General features: G+C 61.2%; 19 protein-coding genes. 10 read left to right on the top strand and 9 right to left on the bottom strand.

Going from position 1 to position 18,629, the window contains the following annotated elements:
- Positions 1-49: 49 nt before the first annotated feature.
- Complete coding sequence (locus H9Q16_RS08895) at positions 50-619, bottom strand: TlpA disulfide reductase family protein (RefSeq protein ID WP_191074951.1); 570 nt, start codon at positions 617-619, stop codon at positions 50-52.
- 24 nt (positions 620-643) lie between these two features.
- Here H9Q16_RS08895 and argH point away from each other — a divergent pair, with 24 nt between their 5' ends.
- From argH to H9Q16_RS08865, 6 genes are read left to right on the top strand one after another with little or no spacing between them, the layout of a single operon-like run.
- Positions 644-2,035 (top strand): argininosuccinate lyase, encoded by a 1,392-nt coding sequence (argH, locus tag H9Q16_RS08890; RefSeq protein WP_191074950.1) that lies wholly within the window; start codon positions 644-646, stop codon positions 2,033-2,035.
- Positions 2,032-2,214, top strand: coding sequence for a hypothetical protein (locus tag H9Q16_RS08885; protein ID WP_191074949.1), 183 nt, complete (start codon positions 2,032-2,034; stop codon positions 2,212-2,214). Before argH ends, H9Q16_RS08885 begins: the two co-directional genes overlap by 4 nt.
- Positions 2,211-2,384: a hypothetical protein gene (locus H9Q16_RS08880; RefSeq protein WP_191074948.1), complete on the top strand. Its 174-nt coding sequence runs from the start codon at positions 2,211-2,213 to the stop codon at positions 2,382-2,384. The genes H9Q16_RS08885 and H9Q16_RS08880 overlap by 4 nt, the downstream gene beginning before the upstream one ends.
- 3 nt (positions 2,385-2,387) lie before the next feature.
- Positions 2,388-2,705: a DUF2834 domain-containing protein gene (locus H9Q16_RS08875; RefSeq protein ID WP_191074947.1), complete on the top strand. Its 318-nt coding sequence runs from the start codon at positions 2,388-2,390 to the stop codon at positions 2,703-2,705.
- A gap of 43 nt (positions 2,706-2,748) precedes the next feature.
- Entirely contained in the window at positions 2,749-4,014 is a 1,266-nt protein-coding gene (gene lysA, locus H9Q16_RS08870; RefSeq protein WP_191074946.1) for a diaminopimelate decarboxylase, read from the top strand.
- Between the two features lie 38 nt (positions 4,015-4,052).
- Positions 4,053-6,680, top strand: coding sequence for a TIGR02302 family protein (locus H9Q16_RS08865; RefSeq protein WP_191074945.1), 2,628 nt, complete (start codon positions 4,053-4,055; stop codon positions 6,678-6,680).
- Between the two features lie 29 nt (positions 6,681-6,709).
- On the opposite strand, the gene H9Q16_RS08860 is transcribed toward H9Q16_RS08865, so the two are convergent.
- A complete protein-coding gene (locus tag H9Q16_RS08860) occupies positions 6,710-7,585 on the bottom strand; it encodes a zinc-ribbon domain-containing protein (protein ID WP_191074944.1) in 876 nt (291 codons plus the stop codon).
- Between the two features lie 158 nt (positions 7,586-7,743).
- On the opposite strand from H9Q16_RS08860, the gene H9Q16_RS08855 reads away from it, so the two are divergent.
- From H9Q16_RS08855 to H9Q16_RS08840, 4 genes are read left to right on the top strand one after another with little or no spacing between them, the layout of a single operon-like run.
- Positions 7,744-8,421: an ATP-binding cassette domain-containing protein gene (locus H9Q16_RS08855; protein WP_191074943.1), complete on the top strand. Its 678-nt coding sequence runs from the start codon at positions 7,744-7,746 to the stop codon at positions 8,419-8,421.
- Positions 8,418-9,323, top strand: a complete 906-nt coding sequence (locus H9Q16_RS08850; protein WP_191074942.1) for an FtsX-like permease family protein — start codon at positions 8,418-8,420, stop codon at positions 9,321-9,323. Before H9Q16_RS08855 ends, H9Q16_RS08850 begins: the two co-directional genes overlap by 4 nt.
- Positions 9,323-10,048, top strand: a complete 726-nt coding sequence (locus tag H9Q16_RS08845) for a lysophospholipid acyltransferase family protein (protein ID WP_191074941.1) — start codon at positions 9,323-9,325, stop codon at positions 10,046-10,048. Before H9Q16_RS08850 ends, H9Q16_RS08845 begins: the two co-directional genes overlap by 1 nt.
- On the top strand, positions 10,008-10,646 hold the full coding sequence (locus H9Q16_RS08840; RefSeq protein WP_191074940.1) for a pyridoxamine 5'-phosphate oxidase family protein: 639 nt from the start codon (positions 10,008-10,010) through the stop codon (positions 10,644-10,646). The genes H9Q16_RS08845 and H9Q16_RS08840 overlap by 41 nt, the downstream gene beginning before the upstream one ends.
- A gap of 145 nt (positions 10,647-10,791) precedes the next feature.
- Here the strand turns inward: H9Q16_RS08840 and H9Q16_RS08835 are convergent, their stop codons facing one another.
- The 7 genes from H9Q16_RS08835 to H9Q16_RS08805 all read right to left on the bottom strand — a co-directional run bounded on the left by H9Q16_RS08835 (position 10,792) and on the right by H9Q16_RS08805 (position 18,616).
- On the bottom strand, positions 10,792-11,400 hold the full coding sequence (locus H9Q16_RS08835) for a DUF6892 domain-containing protein (RefSeq protein WP_191074939.1): 609 nt from the start codon (positions 11,398-11,400) through the stop codon (positions 10,792-10,794).
- Positions 11,401-11,403: 3 nt separating this feature from the next.
- Positions 11,404-12,792 carry a dihydrolipoyl dehydrogenase gene (gene lpdA, locus H9Q16_RS08830; RefSeq protein WP_191074938.1) on the bottom strand — a complete coding sequence of 463 codons (1,389 nt, stop codon included), beginning with the start codon at positions 12,790-12,792 and terminating at the stop codon, positions 11,404-11,406.
- A 113-nt stretch (positions 12,793-12,905) separates the two neighbouring features.
- Positions 12,906-13,301, bottom strand: a complete 396-nt coding sequence (locus H9Q16_RS08825) for an MAPEG family protein (protein WP_191074937.1) — start codon at positions 13,299-13,301, stop codon at positions 12,906-12,908.
- The gene (locus H9Q16_RS08820) at positions 13,298-13,561 is read right to left on the bottom strand and encodes a hypothetical protein (protein WP_191074936.1); all 264 of its coding nucleotides are present in this window, start codon (positions 13,559-13,561) and stop codon (positions 13,298-13,300) included. The genes H9Q16_RS08825 and H9Q16_RS08820 overlap by 4 nt, the downstream gene beginning before the upstream one ends.
- Before the next feature lie 35 nt (positions 13,562-13,596).
- Positions 13,597-13,980 (bottom strand): MAPEG family protein, encoded by a 384-nt coding sequence (locus H9Q16_RS08815; RefSeq protein ID WP_191074935.1) that lies wholly within the window; start codon positions 13,978-13,980, stop codon positions 13,597-13,599.
- 103 nt (positions 13,981-14,083) lie between these two features.
- Positions 14,084-15,652: a 2-oxoglutarate dehydrogenase complex dihydrolipoyllysine-residue succinyltransferase gene (gene odhB, locus H9Q16_RS08810; RefSeq protein ID WP_191074934.1), complete on the bottom strand. Its 1,569-nt coding sequence runs from the start codon at positions 15,650-15,652 to the stop codon at positions 14,084-14,086.
- 3 nt (positions 15,653-15,655) lie between these two features.
- Positions 15,656-18,616, bottom strand: a complete 2,961-nt coding sequence (locus H9Q16_RS08805) for a 2-oxoglutarate dehydrogenase E1 component (RefSeq protein ID WP_191074933.1) — start codon at positions 18,614-18,616, stop codon at positions 15,656-15,658.
- Positions 18,617-18,629 lie beyond the last annotated feature (13 nt).

Raw genomic sequence — 18,629 nt, 5'->3', positions numbered from 1 at the left:
AATTCTTTGGAAGAATTCGGTTCGGAAATTTTCTGAAATTTCCGACGCGTCAGCCTTCTGTGCGACGGTCAATCAGGGCCTTGATGATCGACTTGGCGCTGTCGCTGTCCCATGTCGCGTCGCCGCGCAGGCGGGCGATTTCCTTGCCTTCGGGGTTCAGGATTACCGTGATCGGCAGGCCGAATATGCCCATCTGACTGGCAACCGCCTGTTTCGGATCCTGATGGCGCGGCAGGCTGTCGATGCCTGCCTCTTCAAAAAACTTGACGATACCGGTTGGAGAATTGCGTCCCGTAGCGATTGTCAGCACCTCAAAGTCATCGCCGCCAAACTCCTTTTGCAAGGCGTTGATCTGGGGCATTTCCTTGCGGCAGGGCGCACACCAGGTGGCCCAGAAGTTCACCAGAACGTATTTGCCCTGATAGTCCGCCAGCGTCGCCGTACCGCCGTCATCTTCCAGCTGAAACGAAGCATCGGTGGTCGATTGCGGGGTCTCGTGGATCACGAGCTTTTTCATATCCCCATCGCGCAGGTCCATCAGGGCTTCATTGCCGGCCAGTGCGGGGTTTGCACCCGCCATAAGGGCCGTATACATCGCTACCAGCGCTATAGTTCTCATGAGTCCCTCCAAGGGGTTAACAATATGACCAACGATACCTCCAACACCATGTGGGGTGGCCGTTTCGCCGCCGGACCCGATGCCATCATGGAGGCAATTAATGCCTCGATCGGGTTTGACAAGCGCATGGCCGCACAGGACATCGCTGGCTCGCGTGCCCATGCCGCCATGCTGGCGGCGACGGGCATCGTGCAGACTAGCGATGCCGATGCGATCCGGGAAGGGCTGCTCACAATCTTGTCAGAGATTGAAAGCGGAAAGTTCGCCTTTTCGACGGCGCTTGAAGACATCCATATGAATGTGGAGGCGCGGCTGACCGATCTGATCGGGGCGCCGGCGGGTCGGTTGCACACCGCGCGCAGCCGGAATGATCAGGTGGCCACAGACTTTAAACTATGGGTGCGCGACCAGTTGGATGCCTCAGAACAGGGGCTTTTGCAGCTGATCGACGCCCTTTTGGGCCAGGCAGACGCAGGGGCCGATTGGGTGATGCCGGGGTTTACCCATCTGCAAACCGCGCAGCCCGTCACCTGGGGTCATCACATGATGGCTTATGTCGAGATGTTTGGCCGCGATCTGAGCCGGGTGCGCGACGCGCGGGTGCGGATGAATGAGAGCCCCCTGGGTGCGGCGGCCCTGGCGGGCACGTCCTTTCCAATTGACCGGCAGATGACCGCGCAGGCGCTGGGCTTTGACCGGCCCGCCGCAAACAGCCTTGATGCGGTCAGCGACCGGGATTTTGCGTTGGAGTTTCTTGGGGCGGCGAGCATTTGCGCCATGCATCTGAGCCGGTTGGCCGAAGAACTGGTCATCTGGTCGTCGGCGCAGTTTCGGTTTGTAAGCCTGTCGGATCGGTTTTCGACCGGATCATCGATCATGCCGCAAAAGAAGAACCCGGATGCGGCCGAGCTGATCCGGGCCAAGGTGGGCCGGATATTTGGCGCCAACACGGCGTTGATGATGGTCATGAAGGGGCTGCCGCTGACCTATTCCAAGGACATGCAGGAAGACAAAGAACAGGTTTTTGATGCAGCCGACAACCTGATGCTGGCGCTGGCCGCGATGGAGGGCATGGTGCGCGACATGACCGCCAATCGCGAAAACTTGGCGGCAGCGGCGGGCAGCGGATTTTCCACGGCCACGGATCTGGCCGACTGGCTGGTGCGGGTGCTGGGCTTGCCGTTCCGCGAGGCGCATCACATCACCGGCGCGCTGGTGGCGATGGCCGAAAAGGCGGGCTGCGATTTGCCCGATCTGAGCCTTGAGCAGATGAAATCCGCTCATGCGGGGATCACGGACGACGTTTTCACGGTTCTTGGGGTCGAAAACTCCATCAATTCGCGCGTATCCTACGGCGGCACTGCGCCTGCGCAGGTGCGCGCGCAGATCGCGCGCTGGAAGGAGACTTTGGGATGAGACGGATCTTTGCTGTGATCTGCGCACTGACATTTCTGGCCGCCTGCGGGGCGGACGGAGAACCGGTACAGCCGACCGGCAATGCAAATGTCTCCATCAGCTCAAGTGGTGCCTATGTCGGGACCAATCTGGCCATTGGGCAAGGCCCGGTCCGGGTCAGTCTGGGGCTGGGGTTATGACGCGGATCGCGGCACTTGTTTGTTTGCTTGTGGCGGGGTGCACGACCCCGGTGCCTGACGGATATGGGCAGGAGCGCTGGCGCAGTGACACCCGCCAGCAAGTCAGCACAACGACGCCGGGCGTGCATCTTTCCGGCCACGCGAATATCGGCATCAAACACGGGTTCTGAACCATGTCACCTTTGCGAATGATCTATCTGGCCCTTGCGATCTGGGGCGCCATTCACCCGATGTATTACTTCATCAGCTGGTTTCAGGCCAATACCTGGGACCTGATGGCGATGGTCGATGCCTGGCATGTCAATGCGGCGACCTCTGGCCTCACATGGGATTTGACGATTGCGGCGGTGACGCTGACGGTCTGGATCGTCGCCGAAGTGGCCGTGCGGCGGAACTGGGGCGCGCTGATTGCCATTCCTGCCACGTTCTGTATTGGAGTTTCGTGTGGGTTGCCGTTTTACCTGTACCTGAGGTCTGCGCCTGTCAGGTAGGGCGGGAGCCTCCGGCGGGGAATATTAGAGCCAGAAAAAGAACATGGACCATTTTCTTTATCGAGACGGCAGGCTGTTTGCCGAGGATGTCGCAGTGGCCGAGATTGCGGCTTCGGTGGGCACGCCGTTCTACGTCTATTCCACCGCCACGCTGCTGCGGCATTTCCGGTTGTTTGATGAGGCGCTTGAGGGGCTCGATCACCTTGTCTGCTACGCGATGAAAGCGAATTCCAATCAGGCGGTCTTGCAAACGTTGGCGCAGGCTGGCGCGGGGATGGATGTGGTATCGGGTGGGGAGTACCTGCGCGCCAAGGCGGCAGGTGTGCCGGGGGATCGGATTGTGTTTTCGGGCGTCGGCAAGACGCGCGAAGAGATCCGGCTGGCGCTTGAAGGGGGCATTCGGCAGTTCAACGTCGAAAGCGAGCCCGAGATGGCCGTGCTGGATGCTGTTGCGCGGGATCTGGGTGTGGTCGCGCCGATCACAATCCGGGTCAATCCGGATGTGGATGCCAAGACACACGCCAAGATCGCGACCGGTAAATCAGAAAACAAGTTCGGCATTCCCATTGCGCGGGCGCGCGAGGTATATCGCCTGGCGGCAGAAATGCCGGGGCTTCGGGTGATTGGCATAGACGTGCATATAGGCTCTCAGCTGACGGAGCTTGAGCCGTACCGCCTGGCCTATCAGAAGGTGGCGGAATTGACCGAGGTGCTGCGCGCGGATGGGCATCAGATCACGCGGCTGGATCTGGGCGGTGGTCTTGGCATACCCTATGCGCGTTCGAACGAGGCCCCCCCCTTGCCCACGGATTACGGCAAACTGGTGAAGGAAACGCTGGGCCATCTGGGCTGTGAGATCGAGATCGAGCCGGGGCGGCTGATTGCGGGCAATGCCGGGCTGATGGTGTCCGAGGTGATTTATGTCAAGTCGGGCGAAGGGCGCGATTTCCTCATTCTGGACGGCGCGATGAACGATCTTATTCGACCCGCGATGTATGATGCCTATCATGATATAATTTCCGTGCTGGAGCCTGCGCCGGGGGTCGAGCCGCAGCCCATCGACATCGTGGGCCCTGTTTGCGAATCCGGTGATACCTTTGCCAAGCAGCGCCTGATGCCGCCCCTGCGCGCGGGCGATCTGGTCGCGTTTCGTTCTGCCGGGGCCTATGGTGCTGTAATGTCTAGCGAATATAATTCGCGGCCCCTTGTTCCAGAGGTACTAGTGAAGGGTGATCAATTCGCGGTTATCCGCGCACGGCCGACCTTTGACGAAATGATAAAAAGAGATACCATCCCTGAATGGTTGTAGGGGCATGTCGCCCTGACGCCCTGAGACAGGATGTGCCGATGGCCTCTTTCACGCCCAATGATCTGCGACGCACCATGACGGGGCTGCGCTGGCCTGTGCGGCTTACGTGGGGCGGGATGCTGGCAGAACAGGTGGTGCAGGCGTTCTGGCCGCTGATGACTGTCTGTCTGATCGTCCTGGCCGCCCTGATGCTGGGCGTGCAGGATTCGGTGCTGGTTGAGGTGGTCTGGGTTGCGATGGTTGTGACCGGTCTGGCCGGTCTTGGTGCGCTTTACTATGCGGCGCGGCACTTTCGGGTGCCGACCCGTGATGCGGCGATGGCCAGGCTGGATGAAAGCATGCCGGGGCGGCCCATTCAGGCGCTGCTGGATGATCAGGCCATTGGCGATGACGATACCGCCTCTATCGCAGTGTGGCGTGCGCACAAGGCGCGCATGGCGGACCGGGCTGCACAGGCGCAGGCGGTGCCGGGGGATCTGCGGGTGTCGCGCCGAGATCCTTATGCGCTACGATTTGTGGCGGTGCTGTTTTTTGCGGTGGCTCTGATTTTCGGGTCGATCTGGCGCGTGGGATCCGTGGCCGACATGGCGCCGGGTGGCACGGCGCTGGCCTCTGGCCCGGTTTGGGAAGGCTGGGCGGAGCCGCCACGCTATACCGGAAAACCGACGCTCTACCTCAATGATCTTGCGGAAGGGCCGCTGGACCTGCCCAAGGGGACGCTGATTACCGTGCGCTTCTATGGTGAAGTGGGCGCACTGACACTGGAAGAAAGCGTTTCGGGACGCCCGGCACAGCAGGTGGCCGAAGGTGAAGCGGCGCCTCAAGCAGATCCGGTTCAGGATTTCACGGTGCTGGAGACAGGGCAGATCGCCGTGCAGGGCCCGGGTGGGCGTGTCTGGGATGTGACTGTTCTGGCCGATACTGCACCGCAGGTAGAGCGGCTGGGTGATCCCGAAGTTTCTGCATTGGGTGAGACACGGCTGCCCTTCGCGGCCACGGATGACTACGGCGTCGAGGCCGGCGAGGCGCGGATCACGCTTGATCTGGCTTCGGTTGACAGGCGCTACGGTTTAGCCCTTGATCCTGAGCCGCGCGAGGACATTGTCGTGCCTTTGCCGATGCCGATTTCCGGCAGCCGGGCCGAATTTCAGGAAAACCTGATCGAGAACTTCTCGGAACACCCTTGGGCAAATCTGCCGGTCACGATCAGCCTGTCGGTTCTGGACGCGGCAGAGCAGCAGACAATGACGGATCCGTCCGATCTGGTCCTGCCGGGTCGGCGGTTCTTTGATCCGACGGCAGCGTCGGTGATCGAGATGCGGCGTGATCTTTTGTGGGCGCGCGCCAATGCGCCCCGCACGGCGCAGGTGCTGCGGGCGGTATCCAATTTGCCGGATGATCTGTTCCGGTCACAAACCACTGCGCTGCGCTTGCGCGACGTGATCAAGCGGCTGGAAATCCACGCGCGCTATGGTGTGGGTGACGAGGTGCAGCAAAAGCTGGCCGATGATATGTGGGATCTGGCGATTGAGCTGGAAGAGGGCGTTCTGGCCGACGCGCTGGAGCGGATGCGCCGGGCGCAGGACCGTCTTAATGAGGCGATCAAGAATGGCGCTTCCAAGGAAGAAATTGCGGAGCTGATGGACGAATTGCGCCGCGCGACTGAGGAATACCTCAACCAGTTGAGCCGCCAGCAGGCGCAGCAGAATGAGCAGAATGGACAACCACAGGGCGGCGAAAGCATGCAGATGACGCAGGATGACCTGCAACGCATGATGGACCGCATTCAGGAACTGATGGAGCAGGGCCGTATGGCTGAGGCCGAAGAGGCGCTGCGCCAGCTGCAGGAAATGATGGAGAACATGCGCGTCACGCAGGGCCAGCAAGGTCAGGGTGGCAATAATCCGGGTCAGCAGTCGATGGATGATCTGGCAGAAACGCTGCGCGAACAGCAGGGTCTGAGCGATCAGGCTTTCCGCGATCTGCAGGAACAGTTCAATCCCAATGCGCAGGCAGGTGAAAACCAGGGCAATGAAGGGCGCAATGGTGGTGAGGGACGCGGGCAAAGCCATGAGGGCCAGAATGGTCAGGGCGATGGGAACGGAGAGCAACAGCAACCCGGTCAGGGCAACCAGCAGGCAGAACGCGGTGAGGACGGCGCAGGTGGCATGGAACAGGGATTGGCAGACCGTCAGCAGGCGCTGCGTGATGAACTACGCCGCCAGCAGGGCCGGTTGCCGGGGCAAGGGACCGCAGAGGGCGACGCGGCGCGCGATGCGCTGGACCGTGCAGGCCGCGCAATGGACGACGCCGAAGAGGCCCTGCGCAACCGTGACCTGGCAGATGCCATAGACAATCAGGCGCAGGCCATGGAAGCGCTGAGGGAGGGCATGCGGTCGCTGGGCGAGGCAATGGCCCAGCAAGAGCGGGAACGTCAGCCGGGTCAGGGCGCACAGGAATCCGACCGTCGGGCAAACACGCGTGACCCTCTGGGCCGCGAGCAGGGCGGACAGGGTGCGGAAAGCACCGATGCGCCGCTTGCGATGGGGCCGGATGCATCGGATCGGGCGCGCGAGTTACTGGACGAAATTCGCCGCCGGTCGGGCGAGGCCGCGCGTCCTGAGATCGAGCGTGATTACCTCAATCGGTTGCTTGAGCGGTTCTGAGAGCCCGGCAGGATGCAGGGGATCTTGCCTTAACCGCCTGATTCTGACGCTTTTGCATCAAGCCATTGGGCAAGACCCTGGATCTGAGCATCGAGCCAAAGCCGCAGTTGATCGACCCAGGCAACGTAGGATGTCAGCAACCCGTCGAGTTGTGGCACGGATTGGGACAGCCGCGGCGCATAAATATAGAGCAGCGACAGCAGCACAAAGAGCAGGATCATCAGTAGAAATCCGCGCCGGAAGCCCGATCTGCGTTTTACTTCGCTTGGCGCATCAAAGCCGGCCTGTCCGTCAGGCCCGCTGCCGCGCTCGCTTTCGCTGCGCAGGGTTGAATTGATTTCCTCGATGTCCGGCAAAAGATCACGACGCGACGAGATTGCGGCGGCCGTGACAGCGGCATCTGACATCGGTTCAGGCTCTCCGCGCATGCGGGCCATGCGCTGACGCGCCTCGGCGGTGCGCCGCTCCTGTTCTTCGGTTGGCGGCGTGTCGGCCTCGTCGGTATCGGGTAACCCCAGATCCGGCTGGCTTTCAAGCGGGTCTGAGGCCGCCTTTTTCCGCGCTTGCTGTTCGGTTTCAGCTTCTTGTTGCAGAATATTGGCCACCGCCGGGTCAAGCTCACGTCGGGTGGGGCCTTCGGACGGTAGTTCGGGCGCCTTATCTTCCTGCTCAGAGCTTTCGTCTGGCTCTTGCTCCGATGCAGAGTCCTGCTCTGGCCCGGGGTCATCATCAACCGGGGTGTCGGGCGGCTCTGGTGGCTGGTCGTCTTCGGCGGGCATGTGGTCAGGGTGATGTTGAAACCACGTCTGCCCACAGTTGGAACACTGCACATCCCGGCCTGACACCGGCATCACCTCATCCGGCACCTCGTATTGTGCATCGCAGTTAGGACAGGTCAGCCGCATGATTTTTCTCGCTGCACCGGGGTTCTTTGCTCGTTACGGAATACCATATGTCGTGTTTGCATACAGGAAAAGTGCTATCTGAGGGCGAGGGCGATAAGTGGTGCATTGAATCCCAAGCGGTGCTGAGGCACAACAGGCCCGTTAAGAAGGGTGCGATCGTGATCGAGCTGGAAAATGTGGCGTACAGCTATGGCGGTGGCGAGTTGCTTTCTGAAGTTTCGCTGAAACTGGCACCGGGATCTTTCCATTTTCTTACCGGCCCATCTGGTGCCGGCAAAACCACGCTGATGAAGCTGTGTTACGGCGCGTTGTTGCCCACGGCGGGCTATGTGCGCCTGTTTGGCGCAGATGTGCGGGGACTGGACCGTGATGACATCGCAATTGTGCGCCGCCGGGTCGGGGTGGTGCATCAGGATGTCAAATTTCTGGACCATCTGGCGGTGTCTGACAACATCAGCCTGCCGCTTACCGTCTCTGGCCGGGCGGAGGACGCAGCGGGCGGTGATCTGGATGAATTGATGAATTGGGTCGGTCTGACCAACCGCGCGGACGCGCTGCCGCCGGAGTTGTCAGGCGGAGAGCGCCAGCGCGCGGCTCTGGCACGGGCGGTCATCATGTCGCCGGATGTGGTGCTGGCCGATGAGCCTACCGGTAATGTCGACTGGGAGATGTCGCAGCGGCTGCTCAGGCTTTTGATAGAACTGAATAAAATGGGAAAAACCGTTTTGATCGCCACGCATGATCTGGGGTTGATCCGGGCGACCAAAGCCCATGTGCAGGCCCGCGTGCTGCGCATTTCCAACCGGCGTATCCAACTGGCGGGGGCGGACCTGTGAAGGGTTTTCTTGCCAGTCTCAGGGGCGTTTTTGTCGGGGATCGGCAGGCGGATCGTGTCGTGCCGCCCTCTGGATTTACAGCGCAACTGACCCTTTTCGCAGCCGGAGCGATGGCCTTTCTGGCGGTGTTTGCGCTGGCTTTATCGCTGGCGGCGGGCCGTCTGGCCGACCGCTGGGGCGAAGAACTGGCGCGGTCCGCGACGATCCGGATCGTGGCACCGCTGGACCAGCGTGCGGCACAGACGGATGCTGCATTGCGCATTCTGGAGACAACGCGTGGGGTGGCCTCGGCCCGCGCGCTGTCGGATGAGGAACAACAGGCGTTGCTGGCCCCGTGGTTTGGCCCTGATCTGGCGCTGGATGCCTTGCCGGTGCCGCGCCTGATTGAGGTGATCGAGACCCAGGACGGATTGGACCCCGCAGGCCTGCGGTTGCGCCTTGCGGCAGAGGTGCCGGGTGCGGTGCTGGATGATCACGCCCGCTGGCGTGCGCCCCTCGTGAGGGCGGCGGCACGTTTGCGGCTCTTGGGGTGGATTTCGATCGTGCTGATCACTGCGGCTGTCGCGGCGATGATTACCCTCGCGGCCCACGCGGCATTGGCGGCCAATGCGCAGGTTATCACAGTGCTGCGCCTTGTGGGGGCGACCGACGATTACATCGCACAGGCGTTTATCCGTCGCTTTACCTTGCGGGCCCTCTTCGGGGCGGCGGCGGGCATGATGCTTGGGGTTCTTGCCGTGGTCTTGTTGCCTGATGCCGGCGAGGCGGGCACTTTCCTGACAGGTCTTGGCTTTCAGGGTTGGCATTGGCTGGTGCCGTTGGTGGTGCCATTGCTGTCAGGGGCTGTGGCATTCTTTGCCACGGGCACAGCCGCGCGGCGCAGGTTGAAGGAGTTGACATAATGCTGCAATGGGTTCGGTCGATCCTCTACATTGTGCAGGCAATTGTTGCGATGCCGATCATCGGGTTGGCCTTTGCGCCCTGGGCCATGTTCTCCAAAACCGGGGCCTACACGGCGTGCCGGAGCTACGCGCGCTGGTGCATGTGGACGGCCCGCTGGCTGATTGGTCTGCGCTGTGAGGTGCGGGGCGACGTGCCACACGGCGAGGTGTTGATCGCGGCCAAGCATCAATCTTTCCTCGATATCATGATGATTTTCGAAGCGCTGCCGCGGGCCAAGTTCATCATGAAGCGGGAAATCCTGTGGATGCCCGTCATCGGGCAGTACACCAAGCGAATGCAGATGATCGCGGTCAATCGGGGCAAGCGTGGCAAGGCGATCGCACAGATGCTGGATGACGTGAACGCCGGCAAGGTGGAGCCGGGGCAGATCGTGATCTATCCGCAAGGGACGCGCGTCGCGCCGGGCAAACATGTGCCTTACAAGGTTGGCACTGCAGTGCTCTATGACCAGTTGGCGCAGCCTTGTATCCCTGTCGCCACAAATGCGGGTTACTTCTGGCCCCGGCGGGGGCTGTATCGCAGGCCGGGCGTGGCTGTGGTGGAATTCCTGGACCCGATTGAACCAGGGCTGAACAAAGAGGCTTTCATCACCCAATTGCAGGAACAGATTGAGACGCGGTCTGATGCGTTACTTGTCGAAGCTGGCTGGCAGCAACTTGCGTAAGATTGCCGATATCGCCGCGCTTGAGGCACTATATGGCACCCCCGGCGCGCCTGCGCTGCGTAAGGTCGCACACCAGATGACGCCGCTTTATCGCAAATGGATCATGGCATCCAAACTATGCGTGCTCAGCACAGTCGGGGCTAATGGTACTGACGGCAGTCCGCGCGGCGATGACGGCCCGGTCATCGCTGAGCTGGACCCCAAGACGCTGGCGATGCCCGACTGGCGGGGCAACAACAGATTGGATTCGCTGCGCAATATCGTTGAAGACGGACGGATGTCTTTGATGTTTCTGGTGCCAGGATCCAACAATGTGGTGCGCGTAAACGGGCATGCGGTGCTGACCGACGATGCCGCGTTGCGCGCGCGGTTTGAAAAGAAGGGGCGTCAGCCTGCTACGGTAATTGTGATCACTATTGGTGAAATCTACTCTCAATGCGCGCGGGCCCTGATGCGCGCAGGCACGTGGGCTGGCGTTGACGAAAGCGGCGATCTGCCCAGTGTCGGAGAGATCCTGGCCGAGATGACCAGCGGCCAAGAAGGCGGCGCGCCTTATGATAACGCCTGGGGTGCGCGGGCCAAGAAAACGATGTGGTAAACCTGGGCCCGCTGCGCCTGGTTCGGCGGTGCGGACAGTGAGTTTATTTGGAAAGATGAAGTAGGGACCTTCTTTTCATCTTTCCAACTAAACTCAATACCCTGTCGTTGATACAGGCGCCGACCCTGTCTTGCCGGCTGGGTGATCAGCGAAGGATCGTAACATTTACCCCCTTGTCTCTGAGGGCTTGCAGCACCGGGTTGCGAAACCGTGATCTGAGGTTTGACTTGAAAAGCGAAAGATGGGTCAGACGCGGCAGGCCCAGCAGCGCGTCAAGGTTCTGCCATGTGCCGATCCGCCCCAATGTCACCCGTTCCAGTTTGCGGGCGGTGCGCAGGGGTTTGAGGTCAGTGCCCGCCAGCATCGATGTCACGTTGAGGCGTTCAAGGTTCGGCAGCAGCCGCACATCATCAAGCACGCTCACGTCGAAGATGCGGCTTTGGCCGTCCCAGTACGGCCAGACGTAGTCATAGATCACAAGCCCGCCGTCGAGCTCCATAAATGTCAGGGCGTCGAGATGGCGCTGTTGGAGCGGGTAACGGCCCAGATAATCATAGGCGCGGGCCGAGGGGGCATGGCCCCCCACCTTGTCGTCATAGTCCTGCCCTTCAATGAATTGCAGAAACTGCTGAAAATCGCCGAAATCCAGAACACGTGCTTCGATCAGTTCCGACAGGACAGCCAGTTTGAAGTTGGGGTCCGTAAAGGGCGCCAGACTGCGCGACAGCTGATCAAATGGGATAAGGTCGCGCATGCGCTACATGTGAATGGCGCCGTCCCCGCAGGCCAGCGCCGCTTCGCGGACCGCCTCGGAATAGGTGGGGTGGGCATGGCAGGTCATCGCAAGGTCCTCGGCAGAAGCGCCGAATTCCATGGCCACGCAGACTTCGTGAATAAGATCGCCCGCGCCGGGACCGATGATATGGCAGCCCAGGATGCGGTCGGTTTCCTTGTCGGCCAGGATTTTCACGAAGCCATCACCTGCGTGCACGGCCTTGGCGCGGGCGTTGCCCATGAAGGAAAACTTGCCAACCTTGTAGGCACGCCCGGCTTCTTTGAGGGTGGCCTCGGTTTCGCCGACGTTGGCGACTTCGGGGTGGGTGTAGATGACGCCGGGGATGACGCCGTAGTTCACGTGGCCGTGCTGGCCGGCGATTGTGGCGGCAGCGGCCATGCCTTCGTCTTCGGCCTTGTGGGCCAGCATGGGGCCGTCGATGGCGTCCCCAATGGCGTAGATGCCTTTGACCGAGGTTTCCCAGTGGTCATTCACGGCGATCTGTCCGCGTTTGCTCACTTCGATCCCAAGCGCGTCCAGTCCCAGCCCGTCGTGGTAGGGTTTGCGACCGGTCGCCACAAGCACGACGTCGGCGTCGAGGGTTTCCTCGCTGTCGTCCTTGCGCAGCTTGTAGGTTACTTTTGCCTTTGTTTTCAATGCCTCGGTGCCCTGAACAGCCGCGCCCATGATGAACTTCAGACCTTGTTTTTTCAGCATGCGCTGGAAGGTTTTTTGCACTTCGGGGTCCATGCCGGGGGTAATGGCATCGAGGTATTCGATCACGGTCACTTCGGTGCCGAGGCGCGCATAGACGCTGCCCAGTTCCAGCCCGATCACGCCTGCGCCGATCACCACCATGGTGCGCGGCACCTTACCAAGTTCCAGCGCGCCGGTTGAGGTGACGACGGTTTTTTCGTCGACCTCGACCCCCGGCAGAGACGACGGCTCAGAGCCCGTGGCGATGATGATGTTCTTGGCGTCATGGACGTCGTCGCCGACCTTGACCTTGCCCGCCTCAGGGATGGAGCCCCAGCCCTTTAGCCAGTCTATCTTGTTCTTTTTGAACAGAAATTCGATGCCCTTGGTGTTGGTTTCGATGGTGCTGTCCTTGTAGGCGAGCATCTGTTTCCAGTCGACCGACGGACTTTTCCCCTTGAGGCCCATGTCGGCGAAATTGTGCTCGGCTTCGTGCAACATGTGCGACGCGTGCAGCAATGCCTTGGAGGGGATGCAGCCCACGTTCAGGCAAGTGCCGCCAAGCGTCTCGCGGCCTTCGACACAGGCCACACTCAGCCCCAGTTGCGCGCAGCGGATTGCGGCCACGTAGCCGCCCGGGCCGGAGCCGATCACGATGACATCATAGCTGGACATGGGAGGTCTCCTTTGGGTGATTTTGGCGCGTCTGTATCACGTCGGTATTATGTCGGTATCACGTCGGTATTTCCGCCGCAGCCTAGGGGGGCAGGCCCAGGGGTGCAAGCCGATCAGACAAGGGCCGCGAGCAGCATCATCGTGGTCGCGAGGAACCCGACAGCCCAGATCACAGACCGCCAGGGCCGCCAGCCCAGCGCATAGGCGGGCACGTAAAGGATGCGGGCAGCCAGATAGATCCACGCGCAGATGGCGGTCAGCGCAGAGTTCTGCCCGCTGAGTTCCGTCACGCCGACGGCAATCGCAAAAAGCAGCAGCCATTCGATGTGGTTTTCATAAGCCCGACCCAGGCGCGCCGTACGTGTCGACATCTCGCGCGAGGGCGGGCGGTCGCGGGGCGACATGGTAAACCCGGGGCCCAGTTCGCGGTTTGCCAGGGTCGCATAAACGACGAACTGGAAAACCTGCAGCACGGAGGCGAGCGTGAGCGTTGTGAGTTCCGCGCTCATGCGGTTTCGATGAAAAAGTGAGAGGCGCGGGTTACGGTGCCGCCATCATCCGAGGACAGTGCATCGGTGCGTTTGGTCCAGTCCTCTGCGCGGGCGCGGTCGTTAACCTCGCAGAGGACAAAGGCGTGTTCCGTGCTGTCCGCATCGCGCCAGATCTGCAGGACCGTCAAACCGGCCTGACTGCGCGATTCCGCGTCTGCGTCAAAGGCGGCTTTCCAGGGCGCAAAGTCGGTCACGAAATAGTGGCTGATGAGTTGCATGTCAGTACTTTCTTATCGAGGGGACCAAAGCCGTCTTACAAGGCGAGCAGGTAGAGCACTGCCGTGGCCGCAAACCCCGCCAGCCACGCCAGTGTGCGGATCGCGGGCACGCCAAGGGCGTAGACCGGCAGGTAGATGATGCGGGCAAGCAAAAAGACCTGCGCGACCATGAGGGTCGTCGCGGAGGTACGTTCCAGCACCACGAGCAGCAGGATCGCAGGGGCGAACAGGGCAAGCGCCACGATGGAATTGTCCAGCGCACGGTTCATGCGCGCGGTCATGCGGCCCACCTCGCGGGGTTCATCGCGTGAGGACAGCAGGTAACCCATCGAGAGGGACTGGAGGGAGCCGAGGACCTGCAGCATAATTGTGAGCAGGACAAGAAGGCCATAAAGGGCGAGGATTGTCGTTTCGGTCATATGTCAGGCACCTTTGGTAGTGGGGGGGCGGGGTGAACCCCGCCCTACGGTTATCAGCTGGCCAAAGTGGGCGTGGGGCCGGCGGGTTTTCCCCGCCGCCACCTCACAAATCCATCAGCAACCGGCGGGGATCCTCCAGCATTTCTTTCACGCGGACCAGGAACGTGACCGCGCCTTTGCCATCGATGATGCGGTGGTCGTAGCTGAGCGAGATATACATCATGGGCCGGATCACGATTTCGCCGCCGATTACCATGGCGCGGTCCTGGATCTTGGCCATGCCAAGGATCCCAGACTGCGGCGGGTTCAGGATCGGCGCGGTCATCAGCGAGCCGTAGACCCCCCCGTTTGAGATCGTGAAGGTGCCGCCCGTCATGTCGGCCATGGTCAGTTTGCCGTCACGTGCCTTGCGGCCCATCTCTCCGATCGCTTTTTCGATGCCTGCGAATGACATCGTGTCCACATCGCGGATCACCGGCACCACAAGGCCCGTGGGTGTGCCAGCGGCAACCCCCATGTGCACGTAGTTTTTGTAGATCACATCAGTGCCGTCGATCTCTGCGTTGACCTCTGGGATTTCCTTCAGGGCATGGCAGCACGCCTTGGTGAAGAAGGACATGAAGCCCATGCGCACGCCGTGCTTTTTCTCAAAGTCTGCCTTGTAGGTGTTCCGGATTTCCATGACCTCGGTCATGTCGACCTCGTTGAAGGTGGTCAGGATCGCGGCGGTGTTCTGCGCTTCCTTAAGGCGGCGGGCCATGGTTTGCTTGAGCCGGGTCATGCGCACCCGTTCTTCGCGGCTTTCGTCATCGGGTGCCGAGGGCGCGCGCGGGGCGGCGCTGGCTTCTGGTGCCTTAGAAGACGCGGCCGCCACCGCTTTGGCGACGTCTTCCTTCATTACGCGGCCATCACGGCCTGACCCTTCGACATCGCCGCTTTTGATGCCTGCCTCGGCCATGGCCTTCTTGGCGGAGGGGGCGTCTTCGACGTCCTTGCCACTGCCCGATGGTGCAGCGGCGGGGGCAGGTGCCGCTTCCTGCGCGGTGGCTGCGGCGGCGGCGCCGTCGCCGCTGGCAAGCTCGGCCAGCTTGCCGCCGGCCTCGACTGTGCTGCCTTCTTCGGCGAGGATCTTGGTGAGCTTACCGGCGGCGGGTGCGGGGACCTCGACGCTGACCTTGTCGGTTTCCAGTTCGCAGAGCATTTCGTCCTGCGCCACGCTGTCGCCGACCTTTTTGAACCAGGTGCTGACGGTGGCCTCTGTCACGCTTTCGCCCAGTGTGGGCACCATGACGTCGACGATGGTTGCGCCTTCGCTCTTGTCGTCGCCTTCCTTTTCGGTGGTCACGTCGCCATCCGCTGCATTGCGCGCGGCCCCACTGGCGGCATCGGGGTCTTCGGCGGCTTCCTTGCCTTTGGGGGCGTCGGCATTACCTGCGTCCCCTTCGGAGATATTGGCGAGCAGCGCATCGACACCGACGGTATCCCCTTCGGCGGCGACAATGTCCGACAGGGTGCCTGCAACGGGCGAGGGCACTTCGACGGTGACCTTGTCGGTTTCCAGTTCGCAGAGCATTTCATCGACCGCGACGATGTCGCCGGGTTTCTTGAACCAGGTGGCAACAGTGGCTTCGGTCACGGATTCGCCCAGTGTGGGCACGCGTACTTCGGTCATGGGTTACTTTCCTTTGAGTGTCAGCGCGTCGTCGACGAGGGCTGCTTGTTGTTGCTTGTGGGCGGAGGCCAGACCTGTGGCGGGCGAGGCCGCGGCGGCCCGGCCTGCGTAGGTGGGTCTGGAGTGTTTTGCCTTGATCCGGGTCAGGACCCATTCGAGGTTCGGTTCAATGAAGGACCACGCACCCTGGTTTTTGGGTTCTTCCTGACACCAGACCATGTCGGCGTTCTTGAACCGCTCAAGTTCCTTGACCGCCGATTGGGCGGGGAAGGGGTAGAACTGTTCGAACCGCATCAGATAGATGTCGTCGATCCCGCGTGCGTCGCGTTCTTCCAGCAGGTCATAATAGACCTTGCCCGAACACATCACCACGCGCTTGATCTTGTTGTCGGCCACCAGTTCGGTGTCAGAGTTGCCCTGCTGGGCATCGTCCCAGAGCACGCGGTGGAAGCTGCTGCCGGTGGTGAATTCCTTGGCCGTGCTGACCGCCATCTTGTGGCGCAGGAGCGATTTGGGCGTCATCAGCATCAGCGGTTTCCGGTACGTCCGGTGCATCTGGCGGCGCAGGATGTGGAAGTAGTTGGCGGGCGTGGTGCAGTTTGCCACGATCCAGTTGTCGCCGCCGCACATGGTCAGGAAGCGTTCCAGCCGGGCGGAGGAGTGTTCGGGACCTTGCCCTTCGTAGCCGTGGGGCAGCAGACAGACGAGGCCTGACATGCGCAGCCATTTGCTTTCGCCCGAGCTGATGAACTGGTCGAACATGATCTGCGCGCCATTGGCGAAATCGCCAAACTGTGCTTCCCACATGACCAGCGCGTTGGGTTCGGCCAGCGAATAGCCGTATTCGAAACCCAGAACCGCGTATTCCGAGAGCATCGAGTCGATGACCTCGTATTGTGCCTGTCCTTCGCGAATGTGGTTCAGCGGGTAGTACCGTTCTTCGGTTTCCTGATTGATCAGTCCCGAGTGACGCTGGCTGAAGGTGCCGCGTGTGCTGTCCTGTCCGGCAAGACGCACCTTGTAGCCTTCGGTCAGCAGGGAGCCGAACGCCAGTGCCTCAGCAGTGGCCCAGTCAAAGCTTTCGCCGCTGTCGAACATCTTTGCTTTGGTTTCGAGCAGGCGACCCACGGTTTTGTGCAGCGGAAAGTCATCCGGTGCGGTGGTCAGCGCCTTGCCTACATCGTTGAAGGTTTCTTTCTTGATGGCGGTCTTGCCGCGCTGGTATTTCTCTTTCTGCTTGTCTAGGTGAGACCATTTGCCGTCCAGCCAGTCGGCCTTGTTCGGGCGGTAATCCTTGCCGGCCTCGAATTCGTCATTCATGCGCTTTTGGAAATCAGCCTTCATGTCCTCAATCTCGCCCTCGGGGACCAGGCCGTCTTTGACAAGGCGGTCGGCGTAGAGGCTGAGGGTGGTCTTGTGGCCCTTGATCTTCTTGTACATCAGAGGGTTCGTGAACATCGGCTCATCGCCTTCGTTATGGCCGAAACGGCGATAGCAGAAGATGTCGATGACAACGTCCTTGTGGAATTTCTGGCGGAATTCAGTGGCCACGCGCGCGGCGTGTACCACCGCTTCGGGGTCGTCGCCATTGACGTGGAAGATGGGTGCCTCGACCACCAGAGCGTTGTCGGTGGGGTAGGGGGACGAGCGGGAGAAATGCGGTGCTGTGGTAAACCCGATCTGGTTGTTGACCACGATATGCATTGTGCCGCCGGTCTTGTGACCGCGCAGGCCCGAGAGCGCAAAGCATTCCGCCACCACGCCCTGTCCGGCAAAGGCGGCGTCGCCGTGCAGCAGGATGGGGACCACGGCGGAGCGATCTTCGTCGTAGACCTGATCTTGCTTGGCGCGCGCCTTGCCTAGAACCACGGGGTTCACCGCCTCAAGGTGCGAGGGGTTCGCGGTGAGCGAAAGATGCACGGTATTGCCATCAAATTCGCGGTCCGAGGAGGCGCCAAGGTGGTATTTCACATCGCCAGAGCCGTCCACGTCTTCGGGCTTGAAGCTGCCGCCCTGGAATTCGTTGAAGATCGCCTTGTAGGGTTTTTGCATGACGTTGGCGAGAACCGACAGACGGCCCCGATGCGGCATGCCGATCACGATGTCCTTGACGCCCAGCTGGCCGCCGCGCTTGATGATCTGCTCCATGGCGGGAACAAGGCTTTCGCCGCCATCAAGGCCAAAGCGTTTGGTGCCCATATATTTGACGTGCAGGAATTTTTCGAACCCCTCGGCCTCGATCAGGGCACCCAGGATCGCTTTGCGCCCGTTCTTGGTGAACTCGATCTCTTTGCCGATCCCTTCGATGCGTTCCTTCAGCCAGCCCGCTTCGTTGGGATTGGAGATGTGCATGTACTGCAGCGCGAAGGTGCCGCAGTAGGTGCGTTTCACGATGGCGAGAATTTCGTTGAGCGTCGCGACCTCAAGCCCCAGCACGTTGTCGATGAAGATCGGGCGGTCCATGTCCTTGTCGGTGAAGCCATAGGATTTGGGGTCAAGTTCCGGATGTGGCGTCATCTGGCGCATGCCCAGTGGGTCCAGATCGGCCACCAGATGGCCCCGGATGCGGTAGGCGCGGATCAGCATCAGCGCGCGGATACTGTCGAGCACGGCCTGGCGGACCTGTTCGTCCGAGACGTCCACGCCCTTTTCAGCGGCCTTAGCCTTGATCTTGTCGCCTGCGGCTTTTTCTTCCTCGGGTGCGGGCCAGATACCGGTCAGCGCGCCCATGACCTCGCTGTCGGGGGTTGGCGGCCAGTCACGGCGCGCCCAGCTTGGGCCCTCGGCCTCGGCCTTAGCGGTGTCGCCTTCGTCGCCCATGCCCTTGAAGAACGCGCGCCAGGCTTCGTCCACCGCACTGGGGTCGTTGGCGTACCGGGCATACATCTGTTCTAGGTAGTCGGCGTTCTCACCTTCCATAAACGAGGAGGCGTGGAATTGGTCGTTGGCTTCTTGTTTGGTCATGACAGCACCTTTC

Origin of the sequence: Sulfitobacter aestuariivivens (genome assembly GCF_014763045.1) — a bacterium.
Lineage (GTDB): Bacteria > Pseudomonadota > Alphaproteobacteria > Rhodobacterales > Rhodobacteraceae > Sulfitobacter > Sulfitobacter aestuariivivens.
The sequence above is the reverse complement of the archived record's forward strand: the minus strand, read 5'-3'. Positions and strand labels throughout refer to the sequence as shown.